Genomic DNA, 19,862 nt, shown 5'->3' on the forward strand with positions numbered 1-19,862 from the left:
CAAATATCAATTACCAAATATCAATTACCAAATATCAATTACCAAATATCAATTACCAAATATCAATTAATCCAATGCCATCACCAGTAGGACACACATTAGCCGGTATTTGTGGATTTGTTCTGGCACGCCCTCATATAGCTTGGCATCAGCAAACTCGGCTGTTGTATGGTTCACTATTGCTCACGAATTTGCCAGACATAGACATTCTGCCTGGATTGCTGCTGTTGGGAAATCCAGCAGCTTTTCACCGTCAGGCCACCCACAGCTTGATAGTAGCCGCCGTAATTGGCATCTTCGTTGCTTGGCTAGTGGGACGTTGGAGGTTAAATCCGCTCCGGTGGGGAATTTGGGTAGCTCTAGTTTATGGCAGCCATATCCTTTTGGATATGCTAGTAGCTGACCCAACAGCACCTTTTGGAGTCCAGGCACTCTGGCCTTTTTCCCTAGAGTATTTTATTTCACCCATTACCATCTTTGCCCGATTTGATTATTTTAATCCAGAATTGGGTATGGTGCGCACCATACTAAGTATTACCAACGTCTTGGGAATACTTTGGGAAATCGTAGTACTTACACCCTTGGTAGGACTTGCATGGTATGGGTTTGGTAAAACTGATACCAGAAAACCATTGGGAAGATAGAGGGCAAGGCTGATGGGGTGATCAGGTGATCAGGTGATGGAAAGAATTATAGATCTTTTGCATAAATGTCTAAAACAAGACCAATAAGTAATATGAGCGTGTGTCCCAATTTACTTTGGCAAAAGTTTCATTGTTCTATGTTGATGGCGATCAACCATCTTTTCCGAGCCATGATCAACCCTGGTCTGATCACGGTGGTTCTTAATACTGATTGTAGATAAGGTTGGTCAGGTGCATGAAAGCAGAAAAACTTAATTCAACAGAAACCTCAATCCAAGCAGATTGGCTTTGGGAATCGATTCCCATCGCCTTAATTTTGCTATTGGCGGCTGGGTTGTACCTCTATCAACTCGGCACAGAGAGCCTGTGGGTGGATGAACTCTACAGTGTTAATGATGCCAAACGCTTACCAGGCCATCTGGGTCTAATCCGCCCAGTGTATTTCATTCTCCTGTGGCTTTGGATGCACTTTGGCACCAGCGATGCTTGGTTGCGGGGGTTGTCTGTCTTGTTTGGATTGGGCAGTGTATTTCTAACTTACCAGCTTGGTCGTCGTGTAGCGGGAAAGGCAACGGGCTTGATTGCTGCCCTCGTCTTGGCTCTATCGCCGCTGTTCATCAATTTTGCCCAAATGGTTCGTATGTACACCCTAGGTACTTGTCTCGGTCTAGGTGGTACCCTAGCGCTAGTGCATGCTCTTGAGAATCCTACTACCACCTCCATGGCTTGGTGGGCTAGCCTACGACTGTTGGTAAACCTAACTGCCCCACTCAATGCCACCCTGCTCTTCGCAGACATCTGGTTGGTATGGTTTCGGTTTCGCAAGCAACGCCATACATTATTAGCTTTCGGCAAATGGCTGTTGCTGGTGATCCTGTTGTGGTTACCATCTTTGTTCTCTCTAGTATCTGGAACCCTGCCCTTCCTAAGCAATGCCATTAATCCCATCGCCAAAATTGATTCATCGGCTACTCGACACTCATTTCCGAGTTTTGTGGATGTTTTACGTAAGTTAAAGAACTTTACTGCCTTTCCGTTTCCTTCCACATCAAAGGTAAGTAGCTTGTTTTATCAAGCCTACAGTCTACTATTAGCTGGCTTGGTCGGTATTGCCATCATCCACAAAAACCACAAACCACGTCTGTGTTGGATTGCTGCTTGGGCGTTTATACCGTCAGGGATGATTTTTTTAGTTTCTAAACGATTATGGATAGACCGTTACATACTGTTTTTATGCCCATACATTTTGATTATTCTGGCCGCTGGCTTGATGGGATTGTGGCGTTGGAAACGGATTTTTGCGATCGCAGTAGCAATTATCTATGCCATTACCGTTAGCAGTGGGTTAGTACGTTACTACACCGTGCAGGATCGCCAGGATTGGCGAAATGTAGCGCAAACAATTAGCATGAATGAAAAACCTGGTGATACCATCGTCTTATCCATAGGTTCGCCAAAAATGACCTCAGCGCTGAGTCATTACTATAGTGGAGATGCCCCGATCTATTCCCTCAAGAAACTTTGTCCTTCTGATCGAGTCAAAAAGCCTGACGTAGAGGAAGCACTAAATAACTTGCCACCTATTCCCTCCCGGCTCTGGCTAGTTTGCGGCACAGGTTTTGACGAAGAAAAGTTTCGCACTGTTTTCAAAGAAAATTTTAACCTGGAAACACACGCAGAATTTACTAACGAGAACTTTTATAGACAAAATGATTTAATGCATCTATTTCTGGTCATACCCAATTCTACCAATTCTACTGATACTAACAACGAATCAACATCGGTCTAAGCTCTAGGGCTTTGATTATTGAGGTAGCATGAACGCCAACAACCACAAAACAGCAGCGCTCCTAGAGCGAGGAAATTGGTTCAAACAATGGATTCCCATTACCTTAATCTTACTATTAGCGACTGGATTATACCTCTATCAACTTGGTACAGAAAGCCTATGGGTGGATGAACTCATTAGTATTCATCGTGCCAAGCACCTAGAGCAAGTCTTTAATAGTACACGCCCCCTCTATCAGATCTTTTTACGGGTCTGGATGATAGTTAGCAGTAGTGATACTTGGCTGCGGGGATTGTGCGTTGTGTTTAGTATTGGTACTGTTTTTGTTACCTATCGGCTTGGTCGGCGCTTAATGGGAGAGTCCACTGGCTTAATTGCTGCCCTAATCGTTGCCCTCTCACCCCTGTTTATCCATCATGCCCAAGAAGTTCGGATGTACGCACCGAGTACATTCTTTGGTGTTGCTGGCACACTGATCTTAACCCACGCCCTAGAACGTCCAACTACTCCCTTACTATTGGGATGGGCTGCTCTGCGATTCTTGGGAATTCTAACCACACCCCTTAACGTAGCGCTGCTGCTCCCAGACATAGTTGTGTTTGGCTGGAAGTATCGGAATCAACCTCGTGTTTTGTTCCGTTTCGGGGTAGGACTGTTACTGATTGGTATTTTATGGCTGCCATGGGTGTTTCCGCTAGTAACTAAGAGCGCCAAATTTATGGGAGGTGTAAAAGTACCCGGTACATCAGTTCCTGATCTCGGTGGACGCACTAGTCCTGGTGTACTGGATGTGATCATGCAGCCAGGTCGCTTGACAGCTTGGCCCTTTGGTCGAGCCAATGCCAATGCTATCTACTGGTTTTACAATGCCTACTCTGTCATGTTGACCTGCTTGCTAGGTGTTGTGCTATTCAACAAACCACGCTCAGCTAAGCTGGGTTGGATTGCAGCTTGGGCGTTTTTACCCTTAGTTCTTTTATTTTCAGTGTCCCAAGTCTCTCGCTCTCTTTGGGTAAATCGTTACCTACTGTTAGCAGCCCCATACCTATTTATTCTTTTAGCAGCCGCTGGGATTGGCATTTGGTATCGATGGCGGATTGGTGCGTTGGTGATAGCCCTGATCTATGCCATTGCTGTTGGTGGTGGGCTAAAGCGTTACTATACCGTGCTGGATCGAGAAAATTGGCGTGGTTTAGTGGAAACCATTGCGACCAAAGAACAACCGGGTGATGTGATTGTTTGGTCCATTGGTCAGAGAATACCTGTGGCATTGAATCATTACTATCATGGCTCTGGGACTATTGAGATTAAGGATGTACTCCCGCCATCGGTTAGAAAAAACGATCAGCAAGCGATAGAAGGTTGGGTTAGCAGTTTACCCTCAACCCAATCTCGTTTATGGCTAGTTTACGTTAAGTCGTCGAAGCTATTTCGGTCTGTTGTTAAAGAGCAATTTCAGATTAAAACCCGAGAGAAACCGATTGATGGAATAGAAATCTTTCTGCTTAAACCACGTTCTGCTGATCAAACCTCTGACGAGTAGACTTCGCCGCAGTTGTGTATTAAAGTTAGCCTAAAAGTAGTTATTGCCGATTTTTAGCGATCGCGTAGCGTGGCCTACGGCCAATCGCAATTTCATCCAATTAGAATCGGTAATGGTAAAGATATAGTGGTTTTGCTACGGTCTGGTAAAGATAACGGAAGCTAAAATCACGAATTGTTTACCACTACCAACTCCCCAAAGCTTTCAAAAGGTAGTAGCAGCACCATAGTCATATGCTAGAGAGCCACAACTATCTTGGATATCCATAGATTTGAGAGTTTCTGTCTCGGCTTCGCTCGTCGTAGCTTTCCTCGTACCGTTGAGGATTGTTGTTCCAGTTCATATCCCAACGCAGATCCCTTTCAAATTGGTGCAAAATCCTGCCCAAAACATCTTTCATATTCTCCTTATCGTTATAGTTGTAGGTACGACACTCCCTGGTGTTGTAGTACTTACGGCGGTCTGGAACCTGACGTCGTTGACCTCTGTAGCGGCGACCGTAATATCCATGACGATAGCCACGACTAAACTCGCCCCCTGCGGTGCGCTCTTCATAAGCTATACCCCTCCTAGCATCACGTCGCCCCTCCTGATAACCATCATCGTAAGCTTCACGGTGGTTAGCTGCATCCTGCTCAACGTAGTAACGAGGGACACTGTAACAGTATCTGATCTCATCCGCTTTCACTTCAGAAGGAAACAACAGAAGTCCCGAGAGTGTAGCGAACATGAGTAGAGTAGTAGAACCGATTTTTTTCATTGTTGAACCTCGTAATATATTTGGGATATTTGTTCTATAGATATCCGTAAATACACTGTAGGTTCCATAAATTTCCTATCTCGAAATAAAACTTAATATTAAGAGGACGAAAAGATATAGTAGTTCTAAATGATTCGTGAAATATATTGGCAAAAGCAAACGCTATAACCCTTGCCCAGCAAAGATTACCGATTTTGCTAATTTTACAAATGATTTAGGATTGCTATATAGATAAACCAGACTAAAAACCTCGGTATATTCTCACTAATTTACAGAATTTGGCAGCAGCCTTAGATAGCAGGTAAAATTCGATCGCTTGCTCTGTTAACGTGGGATTCAGTGCTAAAAATGACTATTCGGATTGGCAACGGTTACGATATCCATAAATTGGGCAAAGGTCGCCCTCTGATTATCGGAGGTGTAGACATTCCTCATGAATTGGGATTAGTCGGTCACAGTGATGCCGATGTCCTGACTCACGCCATCATGGACGCCATGCTGGGAGCCTTGAGTTTGGGCGATATTGGTCATTATTTCCCCCCAACTGACCAAAAATGGGCGGGTGCGGATAGTTTGGTATTGTTGAGTCAGGTGAATCAGTTGATCCAATCCCATGGCTGGCGGATTGGCAATATTGATTCGGTGGTGGTGGCGGAGCGTCCTAAGCTTAAGCCTCATATTAAGACCATGCGCGATCGCTTAAGTGTAGTGCTAGAGCTGGAGCCTGACCAAATTGGCATTAAGGCAACCACTAATGAAAAGTTAGGTCCGGTGGGACGTGAAGAGGGAATTGCTGCTTATGCTGTAGCGTTGTTAGTGGGAGATTGATCGGAAATAGTGATTCAATAGTGAATGCGATCGCATTTCGAGATAAAAGACTCTGCTTCTATAATAATGGTTCAAACCTCTTCTAACTGGCCCAGTTTGTTGCAACAGTTGTTGGATGGGCAATCGTTATCCAGTGACCAGGCATCACAACTGATGCAGGGATGGTTGAATGAAGAAATTCCCACTGTGTTATCTGGCGCACTTTTAGCAGCTATCCAGGCTAAAGGCGTGTCCGCTACAGAATTGGCAGGGATGGCTCAGGTGCTACAATCCCAGTCGTTGCAGAAGACAACCATTGAACACAACCAACCGGTTATTGATACCTGTGGTACCGGTGGGGATGGCGCGTCTACGTTTAATATCTCTACCGCAGTAGCCTTTGTAGTGGCGGCGGCTGGAGTGTTGGTAGCTAAGCATGGTAATCGTTCTGCCTCTAGTAAGGTAGGTTCAGCTGATGTGCTCGAAGCCCTAGGAGTAAATTTATCAGCAGCACCGGACAAAATTCAGGCAGCCCTGGATGAGGTAGGGGTAACCTTTCTGTTTGCTCGGGGTTGGCATCCAGCCATGAAAGCAGTGGCACCATTACGGCAAACCCTAAAGGTACGGACAGTATTTAACTTGTTAGGACCATTGGTAAATCCCCTGCGTCCCACCGGTCAGGTAATCGGTGTTTATGCTCCCAACTTTGTAGAGACTGTAGCGCAATCCTTGCGTTTGATGGGTACTGCCAACGCAATAGTTCTCCATGGTAGGGAAAAATTAGATGAGGCGGGATTAGCCGATGAAACTGACTTGGCACTGCTATCGGGGGGTGAGGTGCGACTTTTGAGTCTGAATCCAGAACATCTCGGTCTAACTCCTGCCCCTACTGAGTCCCTACGAGGGGGTGATGTAGCGGAAAATGGCGCAATTTTACGGAATGTTTTGCAAGGCAAAGGAACACCAGCCCAGCAGGATGTGGTGGCGTTAAATGCCTCATTAGCCCTTCAAGTCGCGGGTATTATACCTGTCGAAGACCACACAGCAGGGATTGCTATGGCAAAGGATGTTATGGCTAGCGGTGCTCCTTGGTTGAAGTTAGAGCAGTTGGTGGATTTTTTAGCTTGACTGACTACAAGCCCCAGGTCTAACTCGTAAGGGTAACCTGGGATTAATGGAAGATTGTGCTAGCCAATTTGGAGATCCGAAGTTCCCTATTCCCTATTCCCTTCACCCAGCGCTAAGCGTAAATGACTGAAGATATTTTCCCCACTTCACTGCCAAAGGAATTTCTGTAAAGGGAACTTTGACTGGATCTATGGGTTTGAGGAATTGAAATTCTAATGCGATCGCACGACCTTTATGGGGTGGTTGCTCTAAGTCAACAACTTGATTATCAACCACCAAGTTAATTGATTTAACCTCTTTGAGGGAAAAGGTTTCTAGATTTACTGGTTCCTTTCTCGTGGGTTTACCCCAAGTCAGGTCACTGCCGTTCTGACCAAGCACCGCATAGATATCATACTTTGCCCGTTCAAACTGTTCAGCCCAGCGGCGATAAGCTTCAATCTTTTGGTATTCGTTCCAACCTGACCAGGCAAGCCAGCAAAATGCTGCTAGCAAAGGTAACCATAGTAAACCACGTTCCATTCAGTTTTTTGGATCTTTACAACTATACTAAGACTATATAGCAGTTCTGAATTGCTTGAAGTACCTCGTCCTAGATTTGTAAGCATTCAGCAGTCAGTGGTCAGCAGTCAGCTTTCCGTAATAGAGATTAAATGAATGCTTACCTGTTTTATTCAAAAGCTTTTATTCAAAAGCTGTTCGGTGTAGCTTGCCCATAGCTCATAAGCTGATAGCTGATGGCTGATGGCTGATAGCTGATAGCTGATAGCTGATAGCTGATAGCTAACCGCTCAAAGTCGTTTTCTGATGACTTGACCAACCCACTAAGTTTGTTGCCAGTTCATGCGGTTGCGAATCAATGTTTCCGTCATCTTCGCTAACTGGTCTAGTTTAGCTTTCTTGTCCGTGGCACTTTTCTCATAGTTGCGCTTCCGAATCAAAGCCGCACGGGCTAAGTCTTCTCTATTGTTTTTAAGAGCTTGAATTGCCACTTGCTGCCAGACATTGATTTCTTTAAGTTCCTGTTTATACTTAGGTTGAATCTCATCCCAAACTACCCTAAGATCAGATAATGCTTGATTAAGTAACTGAGTTGTATCGTCTTGGTTTGCTCCCTGAAGTGCTTGTTTTATAGCTTCGTACAAACCATCGATATTCGTATTACTAATTACCGGAATAAAATCCTTGACTTGCTGGCTCTCACTTTTGCCAGTCTTGCACCAATTAGCAAAGTGTTCACAGTTATTAAAAATTAGGTTATATTGCCTTTCCCCTAATCGACTTTCTGCTCTACGAATCACGACATCTGGAATTAAACAAACTGAGTACTGCCTGACATAAATTTTTGTCTCACCTAGAGCAAAGGTAGCCATAGAAGTACGTTCAATTGTTTCAGTATTTTTGCGGTAGTGGATTACACTACCGTCTCCACAATCAATACCATGATGTTGGTAAACCCCTTCAAGGTTAAGAAACTTTTGGAATACGTAAATTTGATCTCCTCGCGCCATTCTTTTCTATTGGTTTTATCCAGCACTAATCAACTAAAGTTTATCAAAACTATAGCCCTCCATTGTCAAAGGAAACATCATCCTTGCTAGGAATTATCGGCATTTGATCAGAATCGGAAACAGGTTCAGAATCGGAAACAGGTACAGACTTCTTGCCTTGTGGCTGCTGGCGGCGTATGCGAATTTGGTTTAGGCGCGCTCCAGAAGCAGACACAACGGTCAATTCTAGATTGTCATAATTTAAGGTTTCACCGGGTACAGGAATTTTTTGAAACTTGTCGAGCAAAAAACCGCCTAAAGTGTGATAGTCATCAATTACAGGTAGGTTTAAATCCAAAAGTTCGTTGACTTCTTCCATATTCATCTGAGCTTGCACCAGGAAGGTATACTCGTCCAGAATTTGTACAGTCAACTCCTCGGTTATCTCAGATTCAGGTCCATCACCAATAATTTCAGCAATTAAATCCTTGAGGGTGACTAATCCAGCAGTACCTCCAAACTCATCCACCACCATCACCATTGCCAAATGCGATCGCTGCATCATCGGCAGTAATTCACTCAATGGGGTAGTTTCTGGGACAAACTTAGCTGGACAAATCCACGATTTAATCGGTGTCTGAAGTCCTAGCTTCCCTTTAGATAAAGGTTTAGCCAATTTTTTGAAGTCGATAATGCCACGAACGTCATCTAGGGATGCCCCAATCACAGGATAGCGAGAGTGACTAGTATTGGCAACTTCCTCTAACAATATTTGGAAGCTTGCTGCATAGGAAATAGCCACAAGACTGGTGCGGGGAACCATTACCTCTGCGGCTGTTACCTCCCCAAACTCAAACACATTTTTCAGTAGCTTTCTCTCTTCTGCTTCCAGTCCAATAGACTCCCGTTCAGTGGTAATAATCAGCTGCAACTCTTCCGGTGTTACACGGCTATACCAACCTTGACCAGAATATTGAACACCCACCAGCCTCAGGAGCCAGCGGGTAGATTGGTTCAAAATCTGGATAAAAGGATTGAAAAACCTGGCAATTACCAGACTGGGTGGCCCCAGAAACCGTGCTAGTTGTTCTGAGTAAAGTAAAGCCAGGGATTTGGGGCAAAGTTCCCCCAAAACAATTTGTAGATACGCAATCACGAAAAATGCCACCAGGATTGCTAGGGAATGGGTAATAACTGGAGTTAGAGCTCGCGGTAGTGGTAGCTTGGCTATCCCAGCTGCTACCAAAGTTGCCATGGTAGTCTCCCCAATCCATCCCAGAGCAAGGCTCGAGAGGGTAATCCCTAACTGAGTTGTAGATAGTAATCGGTCAATGCTCTGTTGCAAAGCCTGAACCGTCTTTGCTTGCACGTCACCCGCATCTACTAATTGGCTAATCCGCGATCGCCGCACCGCCACCATGGAAAACTCAGCCGTAACAAAAAAAGCATTGATGGCTATCAGCAGTAGCACTGATAACAATCCCAGCAAAACCTCTCCCTCAGAGAGGCTAATAGAAGCATCCACTGTTAGAAGAACCATCAGGTTGGCAACCATAGAAAAGGTGAAAGGTAAAAGCAAATAATTTTCATTTTTTGCTGGTTACGGTTGCCTTGTGATGTGTCTTCCTAGACCTAGGGCAGCTTGGTATGGAGTTATCGGTTACCATCAAAAACTTATCAGTTGTATTATCGGGTTTTCATAGGTGCGCTCTTACCATTAAGAATTAAATTCGCCATGGGTCGCACCTGTTGTATGACTAGCATTTCCTTGAGCTAGTTCAGGAGTGCCAGTCAAGGGAATTTTTGAAACTGGCTGGCGAAACTGGCTTAGTTGCTTGCTCTCAACATAGGCTTTTAGCATAGCGTCAAGGTTTTATCATTAACAACCATTGCCTCGACCTGCTTCCTTATCTAACTACAGGAATCTGAGACATTTTCAACTGTAGTTTTTGATCCGGATAATCGGTCAGTGTCAGGGAAAGCTTCTCGGAGTTCTCTAGTAAAGCTGTCGGTATGCTAACTGTTCCAGAAAATTCCTTGCCATTAGCCGGTAATTCTCCTGGTAAGCCTTCCGTAATTGCGCTTAGGGCACGACCGCGATCATCGGTAACATTCAAAAAGCTGTACAGAAACCTGACTGGATTAGAACTCTGATTCTTCAAGCTGACATCCAACATTAAAGAACCCTCCTGCACACTGGCAGAATTTACCGCTAGGGTGACTCCCTTATCCTGACTTTTAACCGGTAAATTTAGCTTAGGGTTTTTCCGAGTGAAGGATGCCTCTTGAGTCAATACATCAGACGACGACTCCTTCTGAGCGGGCTTAGACCAACTAATTTGCTTAGTTGTCTGGCTGTTTTTCTTAGCCGGAGGATTTTTACCCTTATTGTGTATGTGGGCGTGAACGTTAACCAAGATATCCTTCTCGCTCACAATCAAGACCCCTTCTTTCCCAGAAGACGAGCCCTTATTTCCTGTCAACTTTTTCTTAGGGTTAGTATCCGGTTGAGTAACTCCTTTGAGGGCTTCGTGACCGAGAGAGAATCCCCAAAAGGCACTCACGACACCTGCACCTAACATCATTGTCAGTAGAACTATGGTTAGCGCTACAGTTGTGTTGAATTTCATAGGGTGATTAACGTTATTCCGAATTACCGCTGGTTTCGTGCTGTATTATAGTCCTGCTATACAGCTAGATTATCTTATGTTCTGTGAATTATTGGATAAATCGGGAATTTCTAGTTAGTGGTGTTGCAATAACCTGATTCAGGCTACCATAATAGAAAGGAATAACCCAGGGTTGGCCGAGCGGTTGAGGCAGCAAACTCATAATTTGCCCTAGGCAGGTTCAACTCCTGCACCCTGGATTGAACACTTGCGGTCAGCTACTACTATCACCCCATACTGATATCGCCCATACTGATATCGCCCATAGTCATCTGCGCAGCTGTGGTATAGGCTGCGGTGCCAAGAAAAATTCTTGGTTTTCCACTTGGATTGGGATATCACTCGATTGCTCTAGCAACCGTAGGGAAGTATTGTAGGGGTTTGGTAAATCCAGAGTACGAATCACAGGGCCACTGGAAACTTGCTGCTCTAGTACATCTCGATAAAGATTACTAACACGCTGAGCATCCCGCTCAAGTGCCAGTTCTGGAAACGCAGGTGGCCATCCAGAACCGAAAATTGTATCGATTTGACTCTTGATGCTCTTGTTTTCGAAAAAGTCCCCAGAGTCATTAAAAAAAGCGTTTTCAAAAGCTTCAGGTAAGGTTACTAGAGGAATTAGCTCCAAGTCCTCCGAATTAGTTTCTGCTATGGCAACACCTGCTCCTAGACTAGCAGTAGCTGCTATAACTACAACGCTAAACAGCTTTTCCCAACGCATTTGCATCGCAATCACCCGTAGTTTTCCTCAATAGTATCCGATATTACCGGTAAAGTACTCGAAAGTAAGTTTCATGAACAACCAATTTCAAGCTCTATCCACCCCAAAAGATTTACCTCTCCTGCGACCTTTTCTCCTCGATTTGTTTTGTCAACTGGCTTACCAAGAGGGTGATTTTGTGCTTTCGTCGGGGCAGCGTAGCTCTTATTACATCAATGGTAAACAGGTTAGCCTTCATGCTCAAGGAGCATTGGCAATAGGACGTTTGCTATTCTCAATGCTACCTGCTGATACTCAAGCTGTTGCTGGCTTAACTCTGGGTGCAGATCCGATCGTCAGTGCGGTTAGCATTGTTTCTGCCTTAGAAAACCGCCCTATCCCTGGTCTAATTATCCGCAAACAGCCAAAAGGTCATGGAACCAGGGCATACATTGAAGGGCCTTCTTTGCCCACAGGAGCCAAAGTAGTGGTATTAGAAGATGTGGTGACTACTGGGCAATCAGCCATGAAAGCCGTGAACCGCCTTAAGGAAGCTGGTTACCAGGTAGAGCTGGTAATAGCCCTGGTTGACCGGCTGCAAGGTGGAGCCGAGCTTTATGAGTCAGCTGGGCTAATGTTTCAAGCTCTGTTTTCCATTAACGAAATCCGAGAACACTACCAGGGTTCTCTTGATCAATCCAGTTGACTAGCTAATGTTGACTAACTTATTAGGTATGGCTCAGGCGGGATTTGAACCTGCGACCTCGGGCTTATGAGTCCCTTGCTCTAACCACTGAGCTACTGAGCCTTTTTTTTAACCCTTATGTACTATAACATATCAATGCGAAGAATTTCTCTAATAATTTTTATTCCTTGAGCAAAAGTTGAGTTGACATACTGCGTGCCCACCCATCGAACGGCACAGCTACAGGGGTATAGGGACAAGGTAGAAGAAAAATAGGAAAGTTAACTCCTGCTTCAGACTTAGACTTTCTGTCCACTAACCCTTTAGCTCAAGGGGCTAAGGGTGATCATAACTATTGTCAGAGAAGGTGAGGAAGAGTAGGAAAGTTACCTGTTGCTCACCTTACCCTTGACCTCTGTCTCCTCATTCGACCTATTAATTTTGCCAGATTGGGATACTTCCCTTGAAATCACACTATTACCGTTTTCTAGGCAAATAGGCCATTGGATTGGCAGCTCCCCGACCTCTGGGATGAACCTCAAAGTGTAAGTGAGGACCAGTGCTATAACCCGTGCTACCCATAGCGGCAATTCGTTGACCTTGGCCAACCTGTTGTCCACGACGCACAAAAATTCGGCTGTTGTGGGCATAAAGGGTCAGACTACCATCAGGATGCTTGATTTCCACCAATTTACCGTAGCCACCTGAATTCCAACCAGCACTGACTACAACACCAGGGGCTGCTGCCATAATTGGTGTCCCAATGGGAGCTGCAATATCAATGCCCTTGTGCATCCGTCCCCAACGCCGACCATAACCTGAGGTAATCACACCATTACTTGGCCAGATATATCCGTTAAAGCGGGTAGGGCTATCTGGCAAGTACATATCTGGTTTAGACAGAGGTGGCACTCCTGGCGAAACAGGTTTTCCTACCGGTATGCGGATCATTGGGTTAAATCGTTCCGGTGGGGCAGGAGCTACAGCTATTCTTCTCCGTTGTGATACCTCAGGTGGAGGCACAGGAATGGCAATAGAACTGCGTCTAGTTTTCTGAGGTGGCTGAGGTCTTGGAATAGCAATAGGAGCCTGTGGAGCTGTCGGTGGCTGCGGTAATAATTGCCACTCTTTCGTACCGGTTGCTTGATTATTCTCAGGATTGAACTGGGGAGTGATCTCGACAGATTTAGACTCCTTATCTGAGGGATCAGCAACTCCCTCGTTAGTAGTAACTCCTAGGTTGATTGGCTTGCTTTCCTCTGGGCTGGTTTTATTCTCCCGGATTTCTTCTCGCATCTTGAGAATATCAGCCCTTAATTTTTCAACATAGGAGTTGCGCTGAGAGTTAATAGACTCTAGAGGCTGATTTTCAACAGAGGAAGTAGCCTGAGCTAACAGACCACTGTCTGAGGTCGATTGAGCCAAAATGGTCTCAGTTACCGGTTTTAGTTTAGGTTTTTCCTCTATAGATACAGATGTGACTTGATCTCGACTAGTAGAAGTCTTAACAGAGATAGTTGTTTCTAAATCCTTTGGTCGTCCTATTGCTAGCTTCCAAGGTTCAGATTTCAGGCTGTTGCTAGATAGGAAGGTAACAGAGGACTGTTGGTGATCGAATCTCCCAACTTGAGGAATTTTCAGCTGTTGATTAATTTCAATGAGGTGAGGATTATCTAGCTGATTGGCTAAGACTATCTCTGAGCGGGATAAACCATAGCTACGGGCAATAGAATCGAGGGTTTCACCAGCTTTGACCTGGTGAAAAGAGTTGCCAGTAGATGACAGCCTAGTTCCCAGCACCACTGGCTGTGGCACATTGAGTTGGTCTATCGTTACCTCGGTTGTAGCCGATGCAATTTTTGGAGTACTGACCTTGACAACTGATGGTTTGACTGCTGATATGACAGTTGTTTCTGGAGTCGGTACTGGAATCACCACTGGTAGTGACCCAGATCTAGTTGATTGGGTTAAGGCTGGTGATACAGCAACTTTTGGCATTGGCTGTGGAAGCGCCGCCGGAGTTGTAGGTACAGTAACAATGGGCTGGGATGTTTCTGTTACTGTACCCTCAGGTTTTAGCACTGCAGGGGGTAAAGTGTGTGGGCTAGAACCAAGGGTCCGTGATGCCAGTTCATAAGACTTGTTAAACTCCTCAGACCTCAACTGAACCAGACTTTTGCTCAGACGGTTTCGATGTTTTTGGAGGCGCTTGAGGGCTAGGTCTTGTCTAGCTTTTAAAAGATTATTCGTCTTGTTGGAAACAGCGTGGGATGCATCCGTTGACAGGTTACCCAATTTTGAGACTGGTGCAGATGCTAGCAACTGTTTTGGCTGTACACCCTCAGAGTTAGATGAGGCTTTGACATCAGCACCCTGAACTTCACCAATGGTAGACTTCCTCGCTACTGGGAGAGTGTCATCGGTTTTGAGCTTGTTAAAATTCGCCTTCGCGTAGGGTCGGCTTTGCCGAATCGCAAATTCTGGGGGTGAGGCTGGCTTTGATTCCACACTCCCTTGTCCCTGCTTACCAGAGTTTGGCAATGAGGGGCTTGAAACAGCGGTAACTTTAAATTCGGCTGCTGGTAGATTCGTCCCACTTGGCTCAGGAGCAACTGGCTCGAATGCCATTGCTTCATCACCCTGTTGAGGTAATAGTAAGCCAGATGCCCCCATGGAAATCGCCAATCCAATCATGGCTGCTGAGGTACGAGCCTTACGGTTCATCTCAAGGGGAATTGCTGCACCGACCGGATGATTACTTGCAGGTAGTTTTGATGCCGAATCCGATGACTCTGCTGCACAGGTCGGAACATGATTGACCTTATCAGTAAGTGTTCCTTTCAAAAAAGTCCTCCTGGTGTTTGACGAGCGCTTAACAGTTCCTGATTTATTTTTTACCAGTCAATGATGTGACTCACTACTAAAGTGTGATCCAAATCACATCTATTTGGGAGACTTAGCAAAGATTACCGTGCTTCTTTGATTTAGACAAGCTCACATGACTACTAAAAAATTTGTTCTTTCATAGCAATAGCTAGATACACCTTGAAGCCATTGATAGGTACTTATCCTTAGACCACTAGGTGGACAACATCCCATAGCAGAGATCTTGTCGGGATTGACCACGGCTGCCGTTCAGGATGGCTGGATATGCTGCATATATATGCATATAAAGTAACTGGCTAATTAAGCTTGCTCCGGGAAAGCACCCTCAGTAACCCAAGAAAATCCAGCATATTTGCTGATTATTCTCTTTGAGCGCCATAAAAACAGCGATGGGAATCTCGAAGTAACTAACTGGTTACAGATGAACTCTACGCGAATTTTGGGTAAGACAACAACCGTAGAATCCTGTATCAACCGGGATCTTAATCCTGGTGGGTTGCTAGTTGATGGTGCGCTCACAAAATCTTTCAAATCCTCCTTTTCTCTATTGATAGCTGGTTTGGTATATTGATCACTCGCCATTTGATATCAGCAAAATCTATCGGTAATTTCTCGGTAATCCTACTCTTTATGATAGAAATTTCTTATATGTGTTCGGTAATTTCAGTATTCTAGATAGCTGAATTTTTGGTGAGTAATTTTACACACACTAACTCATTCAACCAAGGTGTGTCCGGTCAGCTTTAGGCTGAAAGTCCTTGATTCTACCCAAAGATACCTGCTTTTGAGGTCTTTCCCTGATTAAAACAGACTTGTCCGACAAAACGTTTTCACAGAGTTTAACCCAATATAAAGATATCGTGATGGATTGATCAGCTAGGGAATTCACTGAGAAGGATTGTTTTTCACGAAAATTACACATTTATACAGACATTTCCTATTCACACCATCAGTAGAGGTGAAATTACGCATTTGAACTCTACTGATGGTGTTTAAACCCCTGAAGGGGGATAAGTATGTTTTCAGTGGGGCGGACTGTTGCTCCCCATTTAATTTTTCTATGTTAGTCCGGCAAGATGAGGACTAGGGAAACAACGACTTTAGTCCCCGTCGATATTTCTATTGACACCCGATTTAAGGAGTGATATAGTGAAATACTAAGGTTTTATTAAAAATAAACACTTAAGGCTTAAACCTAAATCGATACAACTAAATCAATACAACTAAAGCTATAAGAAAAATCTATACAAGTAAATTTATACAAAAGAAATCTATATATAAAATTTATACAAATTATACAAATTGGACTGGCGAAACTAACTAGACTTCGTAAGTCCTAATGATTAACACACAAAAAACCTATTCCAAGTAACCCAACTGACGCCTGGCCTCAAATAAGCCAAGGGCAGCACTGACGGAGAGATTTAAGCTACGAACTCCCGGCTCGGCCATGGGGATATAGACTTTAGCGTGACAAGCATCTAAGACATGGGGAGGCAAACCTTGAGTTTCGCAGCCAAACAATAACCAGTCCTTGGGCTGAAACTGAAACTTAATATAGTTGTATGTTCCTCTCTTGGTAAAGCCAATCCATCGCCCCTCTTGCTTCTGGTGATAGCTGACAAATGCATCAACAGAATCATGATATTGAAAATCTACATAGGGCCAATAATCTAGTCCTGCTCGTTTCAAGTAGCGATCGCTAATTTCAAAACCCAATGGACCCACTAAGTGCAATTGAGTAGTGGTGGCGGCGCAAGTTCGGGCAATATTGCCGGTATTCGGTGGAATTTGCGGGTTAATTAAGACAACTTTTACCATGAAACCCTTAACACGTTTGACCCTAATCTATATTCATACCAAATCTGGGTCTAATACCAAGTCTGGTTGAATACCCAAAATTCGCGCGGAGTGTGGGAAGGGTCGGGAGATGGGGAGATGGGGAGATGGGGAGATGGGGAGATGGGGAGATCGGGAGGTTTTTATTAAGCGATGCAGCGCGGTCTTGGGGGTTTCCCCCATGAGCGACTGCATCAAGACAGGGTAATTATCCTGACATGATATAAAACCCCTGATTAGAAAACAAATAAGCGATCGCATATTGGTATTTTAAGTGGTGACAACTAGCTTTAAAGCTTTACTGGGTATGGGGTGTGGGCAAACGGGTGTGGACAAACTGGTGTCGGAAAGCGCACCTAAAAGATTTATTTGAATGAGCTGGCCGGGATTCAGGTTTGAGGAGCATTCGATATCGACCTTAGGTTATAGTACTATAGGCATAGCTAAGGTCAGTATTCTTGTCTGTATTTTATATCACCTCTACCTAGTGATATAGATCATATATGTTTTTCTTATATTAGTTTTTGTTCAACCATATATTAGATATTCTTATATTTCAAAGAATTTCACTTGGCAACATAATTATTCAATTGAGGCAGTTTTTTTCACAAAAACTATAAAAAATTTAAAAAAATTCATAAAAAATGGCATCCTAATTGGAGGGTAGGGAGAATCCTGATTCCCCCTACCCTCAAAGTTGCAAGTTTAGTTATTAAATTGTAGTTGAATAACTAAGCTGTTAGTCAGTTAGGGTACCAGGGACTGGCACAATTGATCTTCTAGTAGCGATTCTTGCTCAGCCATGGATTGAATGGCTTGAATCATCACTTGGCGAGGATCAACACCCACTGCATGAAGTTGTAACCATTGGGAAGCGGTGTTTCCTTCCCGTAGAATTTTCTTAATTGGTGAGAGGAAGCAACTAAAACCGTGTTTTTTGGCTACCGGCCAAACTTCTTGATAAAGTTCCTCAATCCAATCTCGTGCCAGAATTAGTCTGCCATCCTGCCAATGCCTCAGTTGGGCATCCAAACTGGATTCAGCCGCAGCTACTTCATTGGCATCGGTGAGGGCAATCAATTCAGCTGAACGGTTGTTGGCAGGTATTGTACTTATCTCCAGGGGGTCAAGGCTGGGATCATGAATCAGTTGGATCAGGCGTGCTTCCAATAGTGCCATAACCGCTAACAGGGCAATGGGATCGACCATTAAATCACAGATTCTCAGCTCTAGGCGGTTGAGATCATAGGGGCGTCGGTTGCCATTGGGGCGCACAGAGGTCCACAGATGACGGACATTGAACATGGTACCAGCAGCGAGTTGCTGTTCAGTCCACTGGATAAAGTGACGATGGCTTTCAAATAAAGGAACATCACAGGGAGTTTTGGGAAACATTCCCCAACGGGTGGAGTGATAGCCAGTGGTTTTGCCGTCCAGAAACGGGGAAGATGCACTCAGGGCTAGATATAGTGGAGCTTCCATTCGCACTAGACGACAAGCTCTCATCAGGATTTCTGGGTCAGAGATGCCCACATTGATATGGATGCTGGCAGTGACAACTTTAGTGCCGTAGGTGGTCTCAATGTAGCAATAGTAAGGATTATTGGGGTCAGAACAGTAAAAGCGTCCGCTTCCACCTAAGGACAGGGTACTGCCAGGAATTAGTGTATAGTGACCCAAGCTTTTTAAATACTGTCGCAGCTGCTGTCGAGGACGCACTAAGGCACATAAGAGACGGTCATAGCAACATAAAGGAGCAGTGGTATATTCGACATGGCGCTGATCTGGCTCTCGAACAAATCCGTCGAGGGATGCCACAATCTGATCGGAAAAACCGACAATATCCCCTTCGGGAGTGCCGGTATACATTTCTACTTCAAAGCCTTTGGATAGCAGCACAGTTTTTTTATGGGGAATGGTAAATTGGGAGTGGGGAGTAGCGTTGGCCGTAGCTCTAGGTAATTTATCTACCTATATGTAACTATCAATCTTATAAATTACGACCAAAGAATTCCTCCTTCTTTAGTTTGCCATCAAAGCTGACACTGGCGATAGACCTGAAGAGCAGCACGGTAGAGTAAAGAGTGGCGATAGATCAGGGCATCGAAATCATTACCGTAGCCACCACCAATAACACTAGCCACTGGGATGCCCGCTGCTACACAGGTACTCAACACTTGCATATCCCGACGGTAAATTCCTGTGTCGGTCAGGGCTAATTTGCCCAAGCGGTCTTCTACATGGGGGTCAACTCCAGCATCGTAGAGGACTAAATTGGGTTTGAATCCTGAGAGTAAGTCCGGAAGATACTTGGCTAAGGTTTGTAGATAGGCATCATCATCCATTCCCTCTGGTAAAGGAACGTCTAAGTCACTTTTTTGTTTCTTGCTAGGGAAATTGACTTCACAGTGCATGGAAAAGGTGAAGACACTATGGTCGTTTTGGAAGATAAAGGCGGTACCGTCTCCTTGGTGGACATCTAGGTCAACAATTAAAATTTTCTGAACTAGTCCCAGTTGTTGCAGGACACGGGATGCGATCGCTAAATCATTAAAGATACAAAACCCTGAGCCATAATTGGGAAAAGCATGATGGGTACCACCAGCAGTATTGCAGGCTAACCCTTTACTCAGGGCGAGTTTAGCGGTGAGAATCGTGCCACCTACGGCAGTACAAGTTCGCTTTACTAACGCTGGACTCCAGGGTAAGCCAATGCGTCGCACAGCTTTCGGGTCAAGAGTACCTTCATAGTAAGCTTGAACATAGTCAGGGGTGTGAACCAGGTGGAGCCAATCGAGTGGGGGACGGTCTGGAGTGTGGAATTGTTTAGGAGTGGCAATACCTTCTTGTAGCAGTAGTTGGTAGAGTTATTAAACTAAGCCGCAGAGTCACCTCTGCGACTCGTCTCCAAAACCGTACGTG

Annotated in this window: 18 protein-coding genes and 2 tRNA genes; 8 read left to right on the plus strand and 12 right to left on the minus strand. The window is 44.7% G+C overall.

All coding sequences use genetic code 11. From position 1 onward, the window contains the following. From AC4II3_RS09725 to AC4II3_RS09735, 3 genes are all read left to right on the plus strand, one after another. On the plus strand, positions 1 to 644 hold a 644-nt coding region (locus AC4II3_RS09725; protein WP_490722810.1), incomplete at its 5' end, for a metal-dependent hydrolase. Between the two features lie 235 nt (positions 645 to 879). Then, positions 880 to 2,433 (plus strand): glycosyltransferase family 39 protein, encoded by a 1,554-nt coding sequence (locus tag AC4II3_RS09730; protein WP_488007373.1) that lies wholly within the window; start codon positions 880 to 882, stop codon positions 2,431 to 2,433. 28 nt (positions 2,434 to 2,461) lie between these two features. Further along, positions 2,462 to 3,976, plus strand: a complete 1,515-nt coding sequence (locus tag AC4II3_RS09735; RefSeq protein ID WP_488007371.1) for a glycosyltransferase family 39 protein — start codon at positions 2,462 to 2,464, stop codon at positions 3,974 to 3,976. Positions 3,977 to 4,226: 250 nt separating this feature from the next. On the opposite strand, the gene AC4II3_RS09740 is transcribed toward AC4II3_RS09735, so the two are convergent. After that, on the minus strand, positions 4,227 to 4,736 hold the full coding sequence (locus tag AC4II3_RS09740) for a hypothetical protein (RefSeq protein ID WP_488007369.1): 510 nt from the start codon (positions 4,734 to 4,736) through the stop codon (positions 4,227 to 4,229). 348 nt (positions 4,737 to 5,084) lie between these two features. Between AC4II3_RS09740 and ispF the strand changes: the two genes are divergently transcribed. Further along, positions 5,085 to 5,564: a 2-C-methyl-D-erythritol 2,4-cyclodiphosphate synthase gene (gene ispF / locus AC4II3_RS09745; RefSeq protein WP_488007367.1), complete on the plus strand. Its 480-nt coding sequence runs from the start codon at positions 5,085 to 5,087 to the stop codon at positions 5,562 to 5,564. 66 nt (positions 5,565 to 5,630) lie between these two features. Continuing rightward, the gene (gene trpD, locus AC4II3_RS09750) at positions 5,631 to 6,671 is read left to right on the plus strand and encodes an anthranilate phosphoribosyltransferase (protein WP_488007365.1); all 1,041 of its coding nucleotides are present in this window, start codon (positions 5,631 to 5,633) and stop codon (positions 6,669 to 6,671) included. Between the two features lie 102 nt (positions 6,672 to 6,773). Here trpD and AC4II3_RS09755 read toward each other — a convergent pair whose 3' ends face one another. The 5 genes from AC4II3_RS09755 to AC4II3_RS09775 form a co-directional block, all read right to left on the minus strand. After that, entirely contained in the window at positions 6,774 to 7,193 is a 420-nt protein-coding gene (locus AC4II3_RS09755; RefSeq protein ID WP_488007363.1) for a hypothetical protein, read from the minus strand. A 302-nt stretch (positions 7,194 to 7,495) separates the two neighbouring features. Further along, positions 7,496 to 8,182 carry a lecithin retinol acyltransferase family protein gene (locus AC4II3_RS09760; RefSeq protein ID WP_488007362.1) on the minus strand — a complete coding sequence of 229 codons (687 nt, stop codon included), beginning with the start codon at positions 8,180 to 8,182 and terminating at the stop codon, positions 7,496 to 7,498. Between the two features lie 49 nt (positions 8,183 to 8,231). Beyond that, complete coding sequence (locus AC4II3_RS09765; protein ID WP_488007360.1) at positions 8,232 to 9,701, minus strand: hemolysin family protein; 1,470 nt, start codon at positions 9,699 to 9,701, stop codon at positions 8,232 to 8,234. Between the two features lie 177 nt (positions 9,702 to 9,878). After that, complete coding sequence (locus tag AC4II3_RS09770; RefSeq protein WP_488007358.1) at positions 9,879 to 10,022, minus strand: hypothetical protein; 144 nt, start codon at positions 10,020 to 10,022, stop codon at positions 9,879 to 9,881. 46 nt (positions 10,023 to 10,068) lie between these two features. Continuing rightward, positions 10,069 to 10,791: a hypothetical protein gene (locus AC4II3_RS09775; protein WP_488007356.1), complete on the minus strand. Its 723-nt coding sequence runs from the start codon at positions 10,789 to 10,791 to the stop codon at positions 10,069 to 10,071. Positions 10,792 to 10,957: 166 nt separating this feature from the next. On the opposite strand from AC4II3_RS09775, the gene AC4II3_RS09780 reads away from it, so the two are divergent. Beyond that, positions 10,958 to 11,030 (plus strand) — tRNA-Ile (locus AC4II3_RS09780). Positions 11,031 to 11,098: 68 nt separating this feature from the next. Here AC4II3_RS09780 and AC4II3_RS09785 read toward each other — a convergent pair. Then, the gene (locus tag AC4II3_RS09785) at positions 11,099 to 11,566 is read right to left on the minus strand and encodes a hypothetical protein (RefSeq protein WP_488007354.1); all 468 of its coding nucleotides are present in this window, start codon (positions 11,564 to 11,566) and stop codon (positions 11,099 to 11,101) included. 58 nt (positions 11,567 to 11,624) lie between these two features. Between AC4II3_RS09785 and pyrE the strand changes: the two genes are divergently transcribed. Then, on the plus strand, positions 11,625 to 12,236 hold the full coding sequence (pyrE, locus tag AC4II3_RS09790; RefSeq protein ID WP_488007352.1) for an orotate phosphoribosyltransferase: 612 nt from the start codon (positions 11,625 to 11,627) through the stop codon (positions 12,234 to 12,236). 29 nt (positions 12,237 to 12,265) lie between these two features. Here the strand turns inward: pyrE and AC4II3_RS09795 are convergent. Next, positions 12,266 to 12,338: transfer RNA gene (locus AC4II3_RS09795), tRNA-Met, on the minus strand. Positions 12,339 to 12,692: 354 nt separating this feature from the next. Beyond that, complete coding sequence (locus AC4II3_RS09800; RefSeq protein ID WP_488007350.1) at positions 12,693 to 15,059, minus strand: peptidoglycan DD-metalloendopeptidase family protein; 2,367 nt, start codon at positions 15,057 to 15,059, stop codon at positions 12,693 to 12,695. 394 nt (positions 15,060 to 15,453) lie between these two features. On the opposite strand from AC4II3_RS09800, the gene AC4II3_RS09805 reads away from it, so the two are divergent. Further along, positions 15,454 to 15,672, plus strand: a complete 219-nt coding sequence (locus AC4II3_RS09805; protein WP_488007348.1) for a hypothetical protein — start codon at positions 15,454 to 15,456, stop codon at positions 15,670 to 15,672. A 788-nt stretch (positions 15,673 to 16,460) separates the two neighbouring features. Here AC4II3_RS09805 and trmL read toward each other — a convergent pair. The 3 genes from trmL to AC4II3_RS09820 form a co-directional block, all read right to left on the minus strand. Continuing rightward, entirely contained in the window at positions 16,461 to 16,922 is a 462-nt protein-coding gene (trmL, locus tag AC4II3_RS09810; RefSeq protein ID WP_488016955.1) for a tRNA (uridine(34)/cytosine(34)/5-carboxymethylaminomethyluridine(34)-2'-O)-methyltransferase TrmL, read from the minus strand. Positions 16,923 to 17,687: 765 nt separating this feature from the next. Beyond that, a complete protein-coding gene (gshA, locus tag AC4II3_RS09815; RefSeq protein WP_488016957.1) occupies positions 17,688 to 18,839 on the minus strand; it encodes a glutamate--cysteine ligase in 1,152 nt (383 codons plus the stop codon). Positions 18,840 to 18,973: 134 nt separating this feature from the next. Continuing rightward, entirely contained in the window at positions 18,974 to 19,795 is an 822-nt protein-coding gene (locus AC4II3_RS09820; protein WP_488016958.1) for a histone deacetylase family protein, read from the minus strand. Positions 19,796 to 19,862: the final 67 nt, after the last annotated feature.

The organism is Moorena sp. (assembly GCF_982860115.1).